We start from the raw sequence: 16,209 nt of genomic DNA, 5'->3' as shown, positions 1-16,209 counted from the left end.
TCAAGCAACTCCACGGCCAGGCCCAGCAGAACGGTGCCATCCTGGCCCGCCATGCCAGCGAAACCGACCAGGCGGTGACCGCCATCACCGAGATGAGCGCCACCTCCGACTCCGTGGCCCGCAGTGCCAGCGATACCGCCACCCTCACCCAGGCCGCCAACGGCCAGGCCGAGCGCTCCCGCGCGGTGGTCCAGCAGGCCTCGGCCAGCGTCCTGGCCCTGGTCGATCAGGTGGAAGACGCCACCCTCAAGGTGCAGGCCATGCAGAGCGACGCCCAGCGCATCAACGACGTGCTCGGGGTGATCGGCGAAATCGCCGGGCAGACCAACCTGCTGGCGCTCAACGCCGCCATCGAGGCGGCCCGGGCCGGCGAGCAGGGTCGCGGCTTCGCCGTGGTGGCTGACGAGGTCCGCGCCCTGGCCGGACGCACCCAGCAGAGCACCGCCGAGATCAACGAGATGCTCGGCCGCCTGCAGCAGGGCGTGAGTTCCGCGGTCGCGGCCATGGAGGTGACCAAGACCAGTTGCCAGAGCACCGCCGAGAAGACCCGCGAGGTCACCGACGGCCTGGACGAGATGAGTGGTTCGGTGGTGCGCATCAGCGACCTGTCGACCCAGATCGCCGCCGCCGCCGAGGAACAGAGCGCGGTGGCCGGCGAGATCAACCAGAACATGGTCGCCGTGCGGCATATCGTCGACGACCTGGTCAGCAGCGGGCAGCGTACCGCCGAGAGCACCGCGGCGGTGCAGTCGTCCAACGAGCAGCTGATCGCCGTGGTCCGGCGCTTCCGGGTGAAGTGACACCAACGCCGCGCCATGAAAAAGCCGGGCACTGCGCCCGGCTTTTTCCTTTCAGAATCTGTTCACGATCTCGCGAGCGAGAGACAGACGAGGCATGTGCAACGCGGTCTGGCCGACGCGCAACAGATCGTGGACAGGTTGTCAGCCCACCAGATGCAGGAAGTGCATGTGGCGTTCGTACTGGTCGAGGATGTCGCCGATGACGTCCTCGCGTGACCAGCCCATGACGTCATGGTCCTGGCCACCTTCGCGCAGATAGACCTGGGCGCGGAAGTACTTGCGCTCATCGTTCGGCTCGCTGCCCATGACGAAACTGGGCATGGCATAGGCGTGGGGTCTTACCTGGTAGACGAACTCGGGCTGCTCGGCCGGGCCGACCCTCAGGCGCACGCCGCCGTCCTCGCGGTCCTCTACGCCGCAGACATAGCCCTGCTTGCGCCATTCCTCGGCCACCGCCAGGCAGGCCGGCTTGGCCACCTCACTGATGAAGCGCACCACGTGGCTGCGCCGTGGAAACATCGCCAGGCCGCGCAGCCGGCGCTGCCAGCCCCCCGGCGTGCGGCTGGTCGGCGGGGTGAGACTCAGCGACTGATGGCGCAGGCCGCGCTTGGTGGCGTCCAGCTTGAGCGCCTTGAGCAGGCCATGCATGCTGAACAGCAGGGCGATGGTGAACGGCAGGGCACTGGCGATGGTGGCGGTCTGCAGCGCCTTGAGCCCGTCTGCGAGGAGCAAGGCGATGGCTACCAGGCCCATGCTGGCGCCCCAGAACACCCGCTGCCAGACCGGCGTCTGGTCCTGACCGCCGGAGGCCAGCATGTCCACCACCATGGCGCCGGAATCGGCCGAGGTGACGAAGAACACCACCACCATGACGATGGCGATCAGCGAGATCACGCTGGCGAAGGGGAAGTGCTCCAGGAAGGCGAACAGCGCCAGGGAGCTGTCCTGGGATACGGCGGCGGCCAGATCGGTGATGCCCTCGGTGAGGATCATGTGGATGGCGGTGTTGCCGAACACGGTCATCCACAGCAGGGTGAAGCCGGCCGGCACCAGCAGCACGCCGGAGACGAATTCGCGGATGGTCCGGCCGCGCGAGATGCGCGCGATGAACAGCCCGACGAAGGGCGACCAGGCCAGCCACCAGCCCCAATAGAACAGCGTCCAGCCACCGATCCAGTCGGTGGGTCGATAGGCATTGAGATTGAGGGTGCGGCTGACGATCTCGCTGAGATAGCCGCCGGTGTTCTCGACGAAGGTCTGCAGGATCAGCACGGTGGGGCCGAGGATGATCACGGTCAGCATCAGCAGCACCGCCAGGCCCAGGTTGAGCTCCGACAGCCGCCGCACGCCCTTGTCCAGCCCCGAGACCACCGAGAGGGTGGCCAGCGCCGTGGTGATGACGATCAGGCCGATCTGCACCGGGGTGGACACCGGTACGCCGAACAGCACGTTGAGCCCGGTATTGATCTGCGACACGCCAAAACCCAGGGAGGTGGCGACACCCAACACCGTGCCGATGATGGCGAAGATGTCCACGGCATGGCCGATGGGGCCGTAGATGCGCTCGCCAATCAGCGGGTAGAGCGCCGATCTCAGGGTCAGCGGCAGGCCGTGGCGGTAGCTGAAGTAGGCCAGAATCAGGGCGACGATGGCGTAGATCGACCAGGCGTGCAGGCCCCAGTGGAAGAAGGTGATGCGCATGGCCTGGCGTGCGGCATCCACCGTCTGGCCATCGGCATAGGGCGGGTTGAGAAAGTGCATCACCGGCTCGGCGACGCCAAAGAACATCAGGCCGATGCCCATGCCGGCGGAAAACAGCATGGCGAACCAGGTGGTGTTGGCGTAGTCCGGTTCGCTGTGGTCCGGACCGAGCTTGATGTCGCCATAGCGACTCATGCCGAGAAACACCACGGTGCCGAGGATGATGGCCACGGCGAGGATGTAGAACCAGCTCAGGTTGGTGATGATCCAGCCCTGGATGGCGGCGAACAGCCACTGGGCATTGGCCTGGAACAGGCTGGCATAGAGCACCAGCGCGAGTAGCAGCAGGGTCGAGGTCCAGAAGACCGGAGGACTGAAGGTGGGACGAGCGGCAGATTCTCCCTGGCCGGTCATAAAAGGGCTCCTGTTTATGAAGTGCGCACAGGTTGACTGCCCTCGACGGGGATCGTTTCGCTGGCGGCGCTCATTGAACGGCGCATGCCGCAGGGCGAAACCTGCCTGACCGTTGCGGCGCTAAGGGCCGGGTGCACTATCCACGGCAGACACGGCGGGCGGTCTGGCCAGTCCACGAAACCAGCGGGCTGGAGCCATCCCGAAGGCCTGGCGGAAATGTTTCGTCATGTGACTCTGGTCGTAGAAGCCCGCCGCCACGGCCGCGTCGGCCAGCCCTAGCCCCAGGCGTACCTGCAGCCGTACCCGGTCGAGACGACGCAGGGTCAGGTAGCGATGGGGACTGGTGCCGAAGTAGGCGCGGAAATCCCGGGTCAGACTCCAGCGATCCCGACCGGCGCAGCGGGCCAGGTCGTCGAGGGTGACGGCCTGCTCCAGATGGTCTTCCAGGTATTCGCGGGCGCGCAGCGCGGCGGCGAAATCCACCCGCCCGCGACTGGGCCAGGCCTGGCAGACCTCGGCCAGGGTGGCGACCAGGCCATAGAGGGCATCGTCGCGACCGAGGGCGTCGGGCCGCGCGTCGAGGGCGGCGAACACCGCTTCGGTGGCCCGGGCCAGGCGCGGATCCTGGGAGATGCTCTCGCGGTGGAAGGGCAAGGGTCGCCCGCCCAGGATGTCCTGCACCAGGGTCGGCGGCAGATAGAGCATGCGATAGCGAAAGCCACCGGCGGCGCCGGCACGACCGTCGTGGACCTCATCGGGATGGAGCACCATGGTCTCGCCCGGCAGGCTGTTGGTCCTGGCGCCACGATAGGAAAAGCTCTGCACCCCGGCCAGGGTGCGGCCGATGGCATAGGTGGCATGCCGATGGGGGTCGAAGGCATGGCCACTGAAAAACGCCTCGATGGACTCCAGCTCGGCATGGGCCGGGGCGTGGCGTACCCAATCCGTGGTGCCGGGCAATTCGATCTGGGTGCTCATGGCGACTCCCTCCGGCGCTCAGCCTAGCAGACCGCGCCAGGCGTCGTGGAACAGCAGCAGGGCGCAGCCGACCAGACTCAGCCCCAGCAGCAGATTCACCCCGCGCAAGCCACGTCCTTGCACCAGGTAGCGCCCGAGCAGCGCGCCAAGCAAGGCGTAGCTGGCCGGGGCGCCGCCCGCCGACAGGGCCAGGGGCAGCGACCAGAGGACGATCTTGCCACCGGTCACCTGGGCCGCCGGAAACATCACCGTGGCAATGGGCAGCACCGCCAGCCAGCCCTTGGGATTGAGCCCCTGGATCAGGAAGCCGCGGGCGAAGGTCAGCCGCGTTGCGGCGCCCTCCTCCGCGTCCGCCGTCGGCGGCGCGGCCCGGGCAATGCGATAGCCGAGGTACAGGCAATAGCCACCGCCCAGCAGCGCCAGCCACGGCAGCAGCGCCCCCGAGACCAGGACCGCGCCGGCATAGCCCAGGGCCAGAAACAGGATCAGCATGGCGCAGCCCACCCCGGCATAGAATCCCAGCGCCCGGCGGGCCTGGCCGCGCAGGCCGGCGTTCAGGCCCAGGGCGTTGACCGGACCGGGGCTGTAGATGACGCTCAGCGCATAGAGGACGATTTCCACGGGACACCTGCAGACTTAGAGAGGGAGACCCAGGCTAGCCAGCACGTCCGGTTCTGGCTTGTACGTCTGTGGCTCGTCCATCTTGAGAGTCATCGTATGACTCGGCAGAATCGGGCATTCCCCCTCCTGTCGCGGAGTCGCTCTTGTCCGGTGATCGCAACGCCCCGTCCTGGCCCGGTCGTCCCGATGGCAAGCCACCGACCCTGAAGGACGTGGCCCGCCTGGCCGGGGTCTCGCCGATCACCGTTTCGCGCACCCTCAACCAGCCGGAGATCGTCCGCCCGGCGCTACGCGAAAAGGTCTTTCGCGCGGTGCGCGAGAGCGGCTACCAGCCGGCCATGCTTACCACCGGCGGCGCGCCCCTGGAGAGTCGGCTGATCGCCATCCTGGTGCCCACCATCGTCAATTCCATCTTCGCCGACACCGTGCAGGCGCTCATGCAGACCCTGACCGAGGCCGGCCATCAGACCCTGCTGGGCCTGACCGACTATTCCGCCGAACGCGAGGAGCGGCTGCTGGACGCCCTGCTGCGCCGCCGCCCCGACGCCATGGTTCTCACCGGCACCCTGCACACGGCCGCCAGCCGACTGCGCCTGTCCCGGGCCGGCATTCCGCTGGTGGAGTGCTGGGACCAGGGCGAGCGACCGCTGGACATGCTGGTGGGCTTTTCCCATGTCGCTGTGGGCCAGGCCGTCGCCCGGGAGCTGCTGGCGCGCGGCTATCGCCACTTCGCCAGCCTGACCCTGGACGATCCCCGCGGGCGGCTGCGCCGCGATGCCTTTCATGCCGAACTGGCCTCCCACGGACTGGCCGCACCCGCCGATGTCAGCCTGCCACCGCCGGCCACCCCGGCACTGGGTCGCCAGGGCCTGGCCCGCATGCTCGCCGCTGGCGCCTGCCCCGAGGTGGTGGTCTGCAGCTCCGACACCCTCGCCCACGGGGTGCTGGCCGAAGGCCATGCCCGCGGCCTGCAGATCCCGGAGGAGCTGGCCGTGATGGGCTTCGGCAACCTGGCCAGCGCCGCCCATCTGATCCCGGCGCTGAGCACCGTGGACGTGCGCGGCGCCGCGATGGGCACCCATGCCGCCGCGGCCCTGCTCGCCCGCCTGGCGGGCGCCGAGGCGCCGCGGCAACGGGATACCGGCTTCGCCCTGGTCATGCGCGAGAGCACGCGCTGACGCTTGAATGATTGCGTAATCAGCTTAGCGTCCTCCTGCAGGTGCCGGCCTCGCCGCCGGCTTTGCCCGCTGAAAAGGACAATAACAATGCGCACTTCCCCCGAGCCGTCGCGGCGCACCCGCGTCCGCTATCTCGTGCTGGCGATGATCTTTCTGGTGACGGTGTTCAACTACGTCGACCGCGCCACCCTCTCCATCGCCGCGCCGGCCATGCGCCACGACCTCGGCTTCGATGCCGTGGCCATGGGCCTGGCCTTCTCGGCCTTCGGCTGGGCCTACACCGCCATGCAGATTCCCGGCGGCATCGTGCTCGATCGCTTCGGCTCGCGGCTGGTACTGGGCGCCAGCCTGATCCTCTGGTCGGTGCTGACCTTCCTGCAGGGCTACGTCGAATTCTTCTCCTCGGCGCTGCTGGCGCTGTTCGTGCTGCGCTTTCTCATGGGCGTCGCCGAGTCGCCGGCCTTTCCGGCCAACAACCGCCTCACGGTGATGTGGTTCCCGCGCCAGGAGCGCGGCCTGGCCACCGCCATCTTCCAGTCGGCGCAGTACTTCGCCCTGGCGGTGTTCACGCCGCTGATGGTGATCCTGCTCAACCAGTTCGGCTGGGAACACGTGTTCTTCTGGACCGGCGGCGCCGGCATCCTCATCGGCCTGCTGTGGTTCGCCACCGTGCAGGAGCCCCGGCATGACCGGCGCGTCAGCCAGCGCGAGCTGGACCATATCGAGGCGGGCGGCGGCCTGCCCGACCTGGGCGACACCCGGGCGCCCTTCAGCTGGCGCACCTTCAAGGCCATCAGCGGCAACCGCATGATGCTGGGCATCTACCTGGGGCAGTTCTGCCTGACCACCATCACCTGGTTCTTTCTCACCTGGTTTCCCACCTACCTGGTCGAGGCCAAGGGGCTGACGATGCTCAAGGTCGGCCTGATCGCCGCCATCCCGCCGGTGGCCGGCTGCCTGGGCGGCGTCCTCGGCGGACTCTGGTCGGACGGCATGCTGCGCCGCGGCTACAGCCTCACCGCCGCGCGCAAGACGCCGATCATCGTCGGCCTGCTGCTCTCCAGCAGCATCGTGGTGGCCAACTACACCCAGTCCATCGCCCTGGTCACCCTGGTGATGTCCATCGCCTTCTTCGCCAAGGGCGTGGGCAACCTGGGCTGGTGCATCGTCGGCGATGTCTCGCCCAAGCGCGCCATGGGCGTGAGCGGCGCCCTCTTCAACTTCTGCGGCAACATCGCCAGCATCGTCACCCCGCTGGCGATCGGCCTGATGATCAACAGGCTTGGCTCCTTCGACGTGGCCCTCACCTACGTCGCCGCCATGGGCCTGCTCGGCGCCTTCTCCTACCTGGTCATCGTCGGCCCGCTCAGGCGCCTGGACCTCGGTGAACTCAACGACGAGCCACCCGCCACCGCCGACGCCGCCCTGCCTGCCACCCGTCCCTGATTCCTCACCCTGGAGACTCCCCCATGTCCGACACCTCCTACAGCGCCGACCAGGACCGCATCGCCTGGGTCCGCCTGGCTTCCGTGTTCCTGCCGCTGGCCAACCCCATCAGCGATGCCAAGGTGCTCACCGGCCGGCAGAAGCCGATGACCGAGATCGCCATCCTCTTCGTCGAGATCGAGACCCGCGATGGCCAGCGCGGCCTGGGCTTCAGCTATTCCAAGCGCGCCGGTGGCCCGGGCCAGTTCGCCCATGCCCGGGAAATCGCCCCGGTGCTGCTCGACGAGAATCCCAGCGACATCCAGAAACTCTGGACCAAGCTCTGCTGGGCCGGCGCCTCGGTGGGTCGCAGCGGCCTCGCCACCCAGGCCATCGGCGCCTTCGACGTGGCCCTCTGGGACCTCAAGGCCCGTCGCGCCAACCTGTCCCTGGCACGCCTGCTGGGTGCCCAGCGCGACTCGGTGCGCTGCTACAACACCTCCGGCGGCTTCCTGCACACGCCACTGGAGCAGCTGCTGGTCAACACCGACCGCTCCCGCGAGCAGGGCATCGGCGGCATCAAGCTGAAAGTCGGCCAGCCCGACTGCGCCCTGGACCTTGAGCGCGTCGCCCGCGTGCGCCGCCACCTGGGCGACAGCTTCCCGCTGATGGTCGACGCCAACCAGCAGTGGGACCGACCCACCGCCCAGCGGATGTGCCGGCGCTTCGAGGAATTCGACCTGATCTGGATCGAGGAGCCGCTGGACTGCTACGACGCCGAGGGCCACGCCGCCCTGGCCGCGGCCTTCGACACCCCCATCGCCACCGGCGAGATGCTTACCAGCCTCGCCGAACACCAGGAGTTCATCCGCCTGCGCGGTGCCGACTTCCTGATGCCCGACGCGCCCCGGGTTGGCGGCATCACTCCCTTCCTCAAGGTAGCGGCCCTGGCCGAGCAGGCCGGCGTGATGCTGGCGCCGCACTTCGCCATGGAATTGCACGTGCACCTGGCCGCCACCTATCCCACCGAGCCCTGGGTGGAACACTTCGAATGGCTGGAGCCGCTGTTCAACGAACGCCTGGAAACCCGTGACGGGCGGATGCAGGTGCCGACCCGTCCGGGGCTCGGGCTGTCCCTGAGCGAGCGGGTGCCCGGCTGGACGGCGCAGGAAGCGGAATTCGGCCGGCGCGCCTGACACCCGCTCTGGCACTCGAACTCCGCCGGGGTGTGGCACTCTATCCAGGCCAAGGCCTGGATAGAGAAACCCCATGTTCGGATCGCTGCGCAGTCGTCTGATTGCCCTGCTGCTGATGCTCGGCGGCATGGCCGTCGGGGTCGGCTGGCTGATGATCCTGCTGCTGCGCCAGTCGGAAAGCGCCCAGCTCGGCCAGGCCACGGTGGAAGCCGAGCAGGCCTGCCAGGCCATCGCCAGCAGCTATCGCTTCTACAGCAATGGCTGGTCCGGCCCTACCGCCGGCCTCGCCGATCCGGTACTGCAGCGCAGTCTCGTCGGCGTGGCCAGTGTCGCCCTGCTGCGTTATCGCGGCATGGGCGGCGGTCTCTGGCAGGAGCAGGCGGGACTGCTGGCCGATGCCAGTCCCTTTTCCCTGACCACCGCCGAACGCCAGCACCTGGCCGATCTCTCCGCCGCCACCCTGGCCGAGGCGCGCAGCCTGAGCGACAGTTTCAGCGCGGATGGCGCCACGGTACTGGTCGCCGCCTGCCCGCTGTCCGGGCCCATTGCCGATCTCGCCGCCTGGACCCTGACCCGCCTGACCTTCGCCGAGGGCAGCGGTCAGCGCCAGCTGAAACTGGGCCTGGGTCTGCTGCTGCTGGCCATGCTCGCGGCGACCCTGCTGCTCGGTCGACTCACCTGGCAGTGGTCGCGCCATGTCGCGCGCGTCGAGCGCGATCTGGGAGCCAGTGCCAGCCACGACCTGCCCACCCTCGCACTCACCGGCGAACGCGAGCTGGATCGGGTGCTGGCGGCGCTCAACCAGGCCGGGCAGCGCCTGACCCAGGCACGGGATGAGGCCCAGCGGCTGACCACCCAGGTCCACGCCAGTGAACGGCTGGCCGCCCTCGGTCGGGTGGCCGCCGGGGTCGCCCACGAGATCCGCAATCCGCTGGCCGCCATGCGCCTCAAGGCCGAGAACGCCCTGGCCGGCGACAGCGGCCGTCAGCAACGCGCGCTGGACGCCATCCTGCTGCAGGTCACCCGGCTGGACCGCCTGCTGCGCCGTCTGCTCGACCTCACCCAGCCGCTGCAGCTGCAACCCACTGCCATCGCGCTGCCGGCCTTTTGCCGCGAGGTGCTGGCCGGTCACGAAGACCAGGCCGCCCAGCGCGGCATCCGCCTGACCGCCAGGGTGGCCGTCGAGCAGGGCTATTTCGATCGCGACGCCCTGGCCCGCGCCCTGGACAACCTGCTGCTCAACGCCCTCCAGGCCGCCCCGGCCGCCAGCGAGATCCGCCTCGACGCCAGCCGCCGTGGCGACTGGCTGGTGCTGGCGGTGGAAGACGCGGGCCAGGGACCGCCTGCCGAGTTGCGCGGCCAGCTCTTCGAGCCCTTCGTCACCGGTCGCCCCGAGGGCACCGGCCTGGGCCTGGCCCTGGTCCGCGAGACCGCCCGCGCCCACGGCGGCGAGGCGCGACTGATCGAACCCTCCGTCCCCACTCGCTTCGAGATCCTCCTGCCATGCCAACCCTGCTGATCATCGATGACGACGCCGGTCTGCGCGACGCCCTGGCGGAAACCGCCGCGGACCAGGGCTACCGGGTGCTGCAGGCCGACGGGGGCGAAGCGGGCCTGCAGCTCCTGGCGCAGGAAACGGTGGACGCCGTGCTGCTCGACCTGCGCATGCCCGGGCTGGATGGCCTGGAGGTACTGGCGCGCATCCGCACCCGCCCCGAGCCGCCCGCGGTCACGGTGCTGACCGCCTTCGCCAGCGCCGGCAACACCATCGAGGCCATGCGCCTGGGCGCCTTCGACCACCTCACCAAGCCCATCGGCCGCGAAGAACTGATCCGGGCGCTGGCCGGGATGACCGCCCAGCGCGGCCCGACCAGCGCGCCACCGGCCGCGGTCGAGGGCCATACCCTGGTGGGCGGCAGCGACGCCCTGCGCCAGGTGCAGAAGACCATCGGCCGTCTGGTGGACAGCGAGGCCACGGTGCTGGTGACCGGCGAGACCGGCACCGGCAAGGAGCTGGTGGCCCGCGCCATCCACGAGCACGGCAAGCGACGCGGGGCGCCCTTCGTGGCGGTCAACTGCGCGGCCATCCCGCCGGACCTGCTGGAAAGCGAACTCTTCGGCCATGTGCGCGGCGCCTTCAGCGGGGCAACCGCCAATCGCCTCGGCGCCTTTCGCGAAGCCCAGGGCGGCACCCTCTTTCTCGACGAGATCGGCGACATGCCGCTGCCCATGCAGGCCAAGATCCTGCGCGCCCTGCAGGAACGCGAGGTGACCCCAGTGGGTGGCGCACCGGTACGGCTGGACGTGCGACTGGTAGCGGCCACCCACCGCGACCTGGCCCAGCGTGTCGCCAGTGGCGACTTCCGCGAGGACCTCTTCTATCGCCTGCATGTGGTGCCCATCCACCTGCCGGCCCTGCGCGAGCGGCGGGCCGACATCCTGCCGCTGGCCGAGCACTTCCTCGCCACCAGCGGGCGCGTGCTGGCGGACGATGCCGCCGCCCTGCTGCTGCGCCACCCCTGGCCAGGCAACGTGCGGGAATTGCGCAACGCCATCCAGCGCGCCGCGACCCTGGCCCAGGGCGAGCGCATCGTCGCCGCCGACCTGGCCTTCCTGCAGGGCGAGACGCCGGATGAGTTAGCCATCGACGCCAGCTGGCCGGAGGAGACCCTGGCCGAGGCCACCGCGCGCCTGGAACGCCTGCTGATCGAGCGCGCCCTGCAGCGCAGCGGCGGCAATCGCGCCGAGGCGGCCCGTCGCCTGGGCATCCATCGCCAGTTGCTCTACACCAAGCTGAGCCGGCTGGGCCTGGGTGTCGGCGAAGACGACAATGCTAAATAGGCTGTCCGCTTTGCCGACAGGCCTGTCCGCCAGCCGGACGCCATGCCCGGCCCGAATGGCCGCTTAAAATCACAAGTTATTGATTTATCTATAAAATAAAAGTTGGCACAGGCCCTGCAATAGCCTAGTCGTCAACCACCGCAGGAGTCATCCATGCCTACCAAGACCCAAACCCTCGTGATCGGGACCTTCGCCCTGCTGTCCGTCAGCGGCCTCGTCCTGGCACAAACCGCACCCGCCGGCAGCACCGCCACCACCACCGCGGCCAGCGCCCAGATCCCCACCCAGCAGGGCCAGCTCAAGCAGTTCCTGCTCAATCCTCGCGGCGATATCGACGGCCTGATCCTGGCCGACGGCACCGAGGTCAACACCCCGCCGCACCTGTCCGAGCAACTGGCCGCCACCTTCAAGCCGGGTGACAGCATCAACGTCGCCGGCCTGCGCGCCGCCAGCCTGCCACTGGTCCAGGCGGTGTCCCTGACCAATGTCCAGACCGGCAAGACGGTCACCGATGAAGGTCCCGATCGCGTGGGCGGTCGCCGTCCGCCGGCGCCCCCGGCACCCCCGGCACCTGGCGCCGAGCGCGATGGCGACAGCCTCCAGGGCCAGATCGTCCAGCTGCTGCACGGTCCCCGTGGCGATGTGAACGGCGCCCTGCTGCAGGACGGTACCGCCCTGCGCCTGCCGCCCCATGAAGCCCTGCGCCTGCAAGCGCTGCTCAAGACCGGTCAGAACGTGGCCGTGCGCGGCGAGCTGGTGGCCAATGCCCAGGGTCGTGCCTTCCGGGTCAGCGCCCTGGGCGCCGACGCCAACTCGCTGCAGACCCTGGACACCCCGCCGGCACCCCGCGGTCCCGGCCGTCTGCCGCCGCCCCCGCCCCCCGGCGTCCAGCCGGTCGCCCCGGGTGCCCAACCGCCGGCGCCCCCCGCTCCGCCGGCCGGCTGATCAGGCCAGCAGCCGCCGGGTCGCTTCGGCGATCCGGCGGCAGGCTTCCTCCAGCACCTCGTGCGAGGTGGCGTAGGAAACCCGGAAGTAAGGCGCCAGGCCAAAGGCCGAGCCTGGCACCACCGCCACCCCGCCCTCGTCCATGAGGTAGCGGGCAAAGGCCGTATCGCTGTCGATCACCGCCCCGTTCGGCGTCCGCCGACCCAATATCCCCGCGCAACTGGCGTAGACATAGAAGGCCCCCTCGGGCCGTCGCGCCGACAGACCCGGCACCGCGTTCAAGGCATCCACCACCAGATCCCGTCGCTCGCGGAACAGCTCGCAGCGCTCGCGCACGATGTCCTGCGGCCCATCCAGGGCGGCGATGGCCGCGGCCTGGCTGACCGAGCAGGGGCAGGAGGTCACCTGGCTCTGCACACTGGCCATGGCCTGGATCAGCGCCTTCGGTCCACCGGCATAGCCCAGCCGCCAGCCGGTCATGGCATAGGCCTTGGAGACGCCGTTGATGGTCAGGGTCCGCTCGCGCAGCCGGGGCTCCAGCGCCGCCGGGGTGACGAAGCGAAAACCGTCGTAGAGGATGTGTTCGTACATGTCGTCGACCATCAGCCAGACCTGCGGATGGCGCAGCAGCACCTCCAGCAGCGGGCGATAGTTCTCCTCGCCATAGGCCGCACCCGAAGGGTTGGACGGCGAGTTGAGCATCACCCAGCGGGTGCGCGGGGTGATGGCCGCTTCCAGGGCCGCGGCGGTCAGGCGGAAGCCATCCTCCTCACGGCACGGCAGCACCACCGGCGTGCCGCCGAGGATGGTGACGATGTCGGCATAGGTCACCCAGAAGGGCGCGGGGATGATCACCTCGTCACCCGCGTCCAGGGTCGCCATCATGGCGTTGAAGATCACCTGCTTGGCACCGGCCGAGGCGGTCACCTCGTCCTGGGCGAACACCAGGTCGTTCTCCCGCGCGAACTTGCGGCGGATGGCCTCCTTGAGCGCCGGACTGCCGTCGAGCACCGTGTACTTGGTCTGGCCGGCGCGAATGGCCTGGATCGCCGCCTCCTTGATGTGCTCCGGGGTATCGAAGTCCGGCTCGCCCGCACCCAGTACCAGCAGATCGGCGCCCTGGCGGCGCAGGGCGTTGGCCCGCTCGGTGATCTTGAGGATCTCGGAGACGCCCACGGACGACAAGCATTGGGCGAGGTGCAGGGTGGAATCGGCGGCCATGACGGGGCTCCAGGCAGAGATGAAAGCGGGTGCCGGCGGCGTCCGGCAGCGTCGTCTCGCACTATCGAACCGCCGCGGCCGGCCTTCAAACGCTATAAAGGACTCACGTCATTCCGCCGGGGCATGGTCTGCTGGCCGCACGGGCGCTAGAGTGGCGACCATGTCGAACGCCCGCTCTCCCCTCGCCGCCTACCGCCAGGCCCTGGCCCAGGGCGAACGCCTGCCCGATGCCGCCCAGGAGGCCGCTGCCCTGCGGCTGGAGGCCTGTCACGCGGCGCTGCTGGCGGGCCGGCCGGCGCGCGGGCTCTATCTCTGGGGCCCGGTCGGGCGCGGCAAGACCTGGCTGCTGGACCTGTTCCACGCCAGCCTGCCGGTGCCCGCCCGCCGCCAGCACTTCCATCACTTCATGCGCTGGGTGCACCAGCGCCAGTTCCAGCTCAGCGGCACCCGCAATCCCCTGCAGGTGCTGGCCCGGGAACTGGCCGCCGAGGTGCGGGTGCTGTGCTTCGACGAACTCTTCGTCAGCGACATCGGCGACGCCATCCTGGTGGGCGGCCTGTTGCGCGCCCTGCTGGACCAGGGCCTGGTGCTGGTGGTCACCTCCAACCAGCCGCCCGAGCAGCTCTATGCCGGCGGCTTCAATCGCGAGCGCCTGCTGCCCGCCATCGCCGCGCTGCAGGCGCAGCTGGACGTGCTGGAGGTGGACGGCGGCCAGGATCACCGCCTGCATGAGGGTCAGCCCGAGCCCCGCTTCTGGGTCAACGACCCCACCGCCCTCGTCACGACCTTTGCCCGCCTCACCCCGGGGGAAGCCGTGACGACCGCGCCCCTGATCCTCGGCGAGCGCCCCCTGCCCGTGGTGCAGCGGGCCTCCAGCGCGATCTGGCTGGACTTCGCCGTACTCTGCCAGGGCGCCTGGGCCACCACCGACTACATCGATCTCTGCACCCGCTTCCCTGCCCTGTTGCTGGGCAACGTCCCCTGCCTGTCCGGCGATCCCCGCGCGGGTCGGATCGCCCGCGGCACCGAAGACGGCGCGACGCACGTCCTCGCCGGCGATCGCGAACTGCCCCGCCTGGCGCCCCAGGATGACGCCGTGCGCCGCTTTATCGCCCTGGTCGACGAAGCCTACGACCGCCGCCACCTGCTCTACCTGGACGCCGCCGTCCCCCTGGAACGGCTGTACACCCGCGGATTTCTGGAATTCCCCTTCCGCCGCACCCTGAGCCGCTTGAGGGAGATGCAGCAGGCGCGGTACTAGGCCGGGGCGGACCTGCGGCGACGAGGCACGCCGCGGAGCGGCGGAGCCTCGTGGTAAGGTGGGACATCCCATCTCTTCACGAGGCCCGGTCATGACCCCGCGCATCGAACCCTTCTTCGACGCCACCACGTCCACCTTCACCTATGTGATCTACGAAGCGCCCGGCAGTCGCTGCGCCATCGTCGATTCGGTGCTGGACTACGATCCGCATTCGGGCCGCACCGCCACCCTGTCGGCGGATCGCGTCGCCCGCTTCGTGCGCGACCAGGGGCTGACCGTGGAGTGGCTGCTGGAGACCCATGCCCACGCCGACCACCTCTCCGCCGCGCCCTATCTGCGTCGGCAACTGGGCGGCCGCATCGCCATCGGCGAGGGCATCCGCCGGGTCCAGGGCGCCTTCAAGGACGTCTTCAACCTGGAAGCGGAATTCCGCCTCGACGGCTCCCAGTTCGATCACCTGTTCCAGCCCGACGAGGTCTTCCATATCGGTGCCCTGACCGCCCGCGCCCTGCATGTGCCCGGCCACACCCCGGCCGACATGGCCTACCAGGTGGAGGAGGACCATGTCTTCGTCGGCGATACCCTGTTCATGCCCGATGTCGGCTCGGCGCGTTGCGACTTCCCGGGTGGCAGCGCCCGCGATCTCTATCGTTCGATCCGCCGGCTGCTGACCCTGCCCGAGGCCACCCGCCTCTATCTGTGCCACGACTATCCGCCCGCCGGCCGCGAAGCGCGCCACGAAACCACCGTGGGCGAAGAGCGCGCCCTCAATGTCCACGTCCGCGATGGCGTGGACGAAGACGCCTTCGTCGCCCTGCGCACCCGCCGCGACGCCACCCTGTCCATGCCGACGCTGATCCTGCCGGCCATCCAGGTGAACATCCGCGCCGGTACCCTGCCGCCGGCCGAGGCCAATGGCCGCCGTTACCTGAAGATTCCCATCGACGGCTTCTAGGGCAGGCACCATCCGTCGTACAAGCGAATAGCGACAGGCGTTGGCCGCAGCGACACCGCCGTGTCCTGACCTTTGGCGGCGTGACAGGCATTCGCGCTTCCGCTGGCGGATGCCCTGACGATGACTCTCGGGAAACGGGCATCCAACCGCGAGTCGCCGATTCGACCGTCTCGCCCCACCCTGGGGCATACTGCGCGCCCCTTTTTCCCTGGAGTCCTGTCGATGCCCGTCTGGTGGCTGCTCGTCCTGCCCTTCATCGCCGGCGCCTGCCTGCCGCTGCAGGCCGGCATCAATGGCCAACTCGCCCGGCACCTCGGCAGCGTCTTCGCCGCGGCGTCCATTTCCTTCATGGTCGGGCTGCTCGCCCTGCTGGGCCTGACCCTCTGGCAGCGTGGCGTCCCCACCCTGGGTGCCCTGCGCGAATTGCACTGGTGGCACTGGTGCGGCGGCCTGCTGGGCATGTTCTTTATCGCCATGGCCGCCTTCGCCGGTCCGCGCATCGGCGCCACCCTATTCATGGCGCTGGTGATCGCCGGACAGCTGGCCATGTCGCTGAGCCTGGATCACTTCGGCTGGGCCGGCTTTCGCCAGGATCCGGTCACCCTCGGCAAGCTGGCCGGCGTGGTGCTGATCGGTGCCGGCGTCTGGTGCATCGCCCGGGCCTAGGTCCAGG

14 protein-coding genes are annotated in these 16,209 nt (G+C 69.3%); 10 read left to right on the top strand and 4 right to left on the bottom strand.

Annotated elements, in window-relative coordinates; translation table 11 throughout:
• Positions 1 to 92 precede the first annotated feature (92 nt).
• A complete protein-coding gene (locus PVZ77_RS26270; protein ID WP_405046274.1) occupies positions 93 to 800 on the top strand; it encodes a methyl-accepting chemotaxis protein in 708 nt (235 codons plus the stop codon).
• Between the two features lie 141 nt (positions 801 to 941).
• Here PVZ77_RS26270 and PVZ77_RS24490 read toward each other — a convergent pair whose 3' ends face one another.
• From PVZ77_RS24490 to PVZ77_RS24480, 3 genes are all read right to left on the bottom strand, one after another.
• A complete protein-coding gene (locus tag PVZ77_RS24490; protein WP_273808632.1) occupies positions 942 to 2,915 on the bottom strand; it encodes a BCCT family transporter in 1,974 nt (657 codons plus the stop codon).
• 120 nt (positions 2,916 to 3,035) lie between these two features.
• Positions 3,036 to 3,893, bottom strand: coding sequence for an AraC family transcriptional regulator (locus tag PVZ77_RS24485; protein ID WP_273808631.1), 858 nt, complete (start codon positions 3,891 to 3,893; stop codon positions 3,036 to 3,038).
• 18 nt (positions 3,894 to 3,911) lie between these two features.
• On the bottom strand, positions 3,912 to 4,514 hold the full coding sequence (locus PVZ77_RS24480; protein WP_273808630.1) for a LysE family translocator: 603 nt from the start codon (positions 4,512 to 4,514) through the stop codon (positions 3,912 to 3,914).
• Positions 4,515 to 4,657: 143 nt separating this feature from the next.
• Between PVZ77_RS24480 and PVZ77_RS24475 the strand changes: the two genes are divergently transcribed.
• The 6 genes from PVZ77_RS24475 to PVZ77_RS24450 all read left to right on the top strand — a co-directional run bounded on the left by PVZ77_RS24475 (position 4,658) and on the right by PVZ77_RS24450 (position 12,099).
• The gene (locus PVZ77_RS24475) at positions 4,658 to 5,692 is read left to right on the top strand and encodes a LacI family DNA-binding transcriptional regulator (protein WP_273808629.1); all 1,035 of its coding nucleotides are present in this window, start codon (positions 4,658 to 4,660) and stop codon (positions 5,690 to 5,692) included.
• An 87-nt stretch (positions 5,693 to 5,779) separates the two neighbouring features.
• Positions 5,780 to 7,138, top strand: coding sequence for an MFS transporter (locus PVZ77_RS24470; RefSeq protein WP_273808628.1), 1,359 nt, complete (start codon positions 5,780 to 5,782; stop codon positions 7,136 to 7,138).
• A gap of 23 nt (positions 7,139 to 7,161) precedes the next feature.
• Complete coding sequence (locus PVZ77_RS24465) at positions 7,162 to 8,313, top strand: L-talarate/galactarate dehydratase (protein ID WP_273808627.1); 1,152 nt, start codon at positions 7,162 to 7,164, stop codon at positions 8,311 to 8,313.
• A gap of 73 nt (positions 8,314 to 8,386) precedes the next feature.
• Positions 8,387 to 9,832: a sensor histidine kinase gene (locus PVZ77_RS24460; RefSeq protein WP_273808626.1), complete on the top strand. Its 1,446-nt coding sequence runs from the start codon at positions 8,387 to 8,389 to the stop codon at positions 9,830 to 9,832.
• Complete coding sequence (locus PVZ77_RS24455) at positions 9,817 to 11,154, top strand: sigma-54-dependent transcriptional regulator (RefSeq protein ID WP_273808625.1); 1,338 nt, start codon at positions 9,817 to 9,819, stop codon at positions 11,152 to 11,154. The genes PVZ77_RS24460 and PVZ77_RS24455 overlap by 16 nt, the downstream gene beginning before the upstream one ends.
• A 153-nt stretch (positions 11,155 to 11,307) precedes the next feature.
• Positions 11,308 to 12,099, top strand: coding sequence for a hypothetical protein (locus PVZ77_RS24450; protein ID WP_273808624.1), 792 nt, complete (start codon positions 11,308 to 11,310; stop codon positions 12,097 to 12,099).
• Here the strand turns inward: PVZ77_RS24450 and PVZ77_RS24445 are convergent, their stop codons facing one another.
• Complete coding sequence (locus PVZ77_RS24445; protein WP_273808623.1) at positions 12,100 to 13,320, bottom strand: pyridoxal phosphate-dependent aminotransferase; 1,221 nt, start codon at positions 13,318 to 13,320, stop codon at positions 12,100 to 12,102.
• A 160-nt stretch (positions 13,321 to 13,480) separates the two neighbouring features.
• Here PVZ77_RS24445 and zapE point away from each other — a divergent pair, with 160 nt between their 5' ends.
• From zapE to PVZ77_RS24430, 3 genes are all read left to right on the top strand, one after another.
• Entirely contained in the window at positions 13,481 to 14,581 is a 1,101-nt protein-coding gene (gene zapE, locus PVZ77_RS24440) for a cell division protein ZapE (RefSeq protein ID WP_273808622.1), read from the top strand.
• 91 nt (positions 14,582 to 14,672) lie between these two features.
• A complete protein-coding gene (locus tag PVZ77_RS24435) occupies positions 14,673 to 15,536 on the top strand; it encodes an MBL fold metallo-hydrolase (RefSeq protein ID WP_173148444.1) in 864 nt (287 codons plus the stop codon).
• Positions 15,537 to 15,752: 216 nt separating this feature from the next.
• Entirely contained in the window at positions 15,753 to 16,202 is a 450-nt protein-coding gene (locus tag PVZ77_RS24430) for a DMT family transporter (protein WP_241495391.1), read from the top strand.
• The last annotated feature ends 7 nt before the right edge of the window (positions 16,203 to 16,209 follow it).

This window comes from Pseudomonas sp. SHLD1 (assembly GCF_028640935.1).
In the GTDB taxonomy this organism is placed as follows: domain Bacteria; phylum Pseudomonadota; class Gammaproteobacteria; order Pseudomonadales; family Pseudomonadaceae; genus Chryseomonas; species Chryseomonas aestiva.
This window is presented reverse-complemented; position numbering and strand designations above follow the sequence as displayed.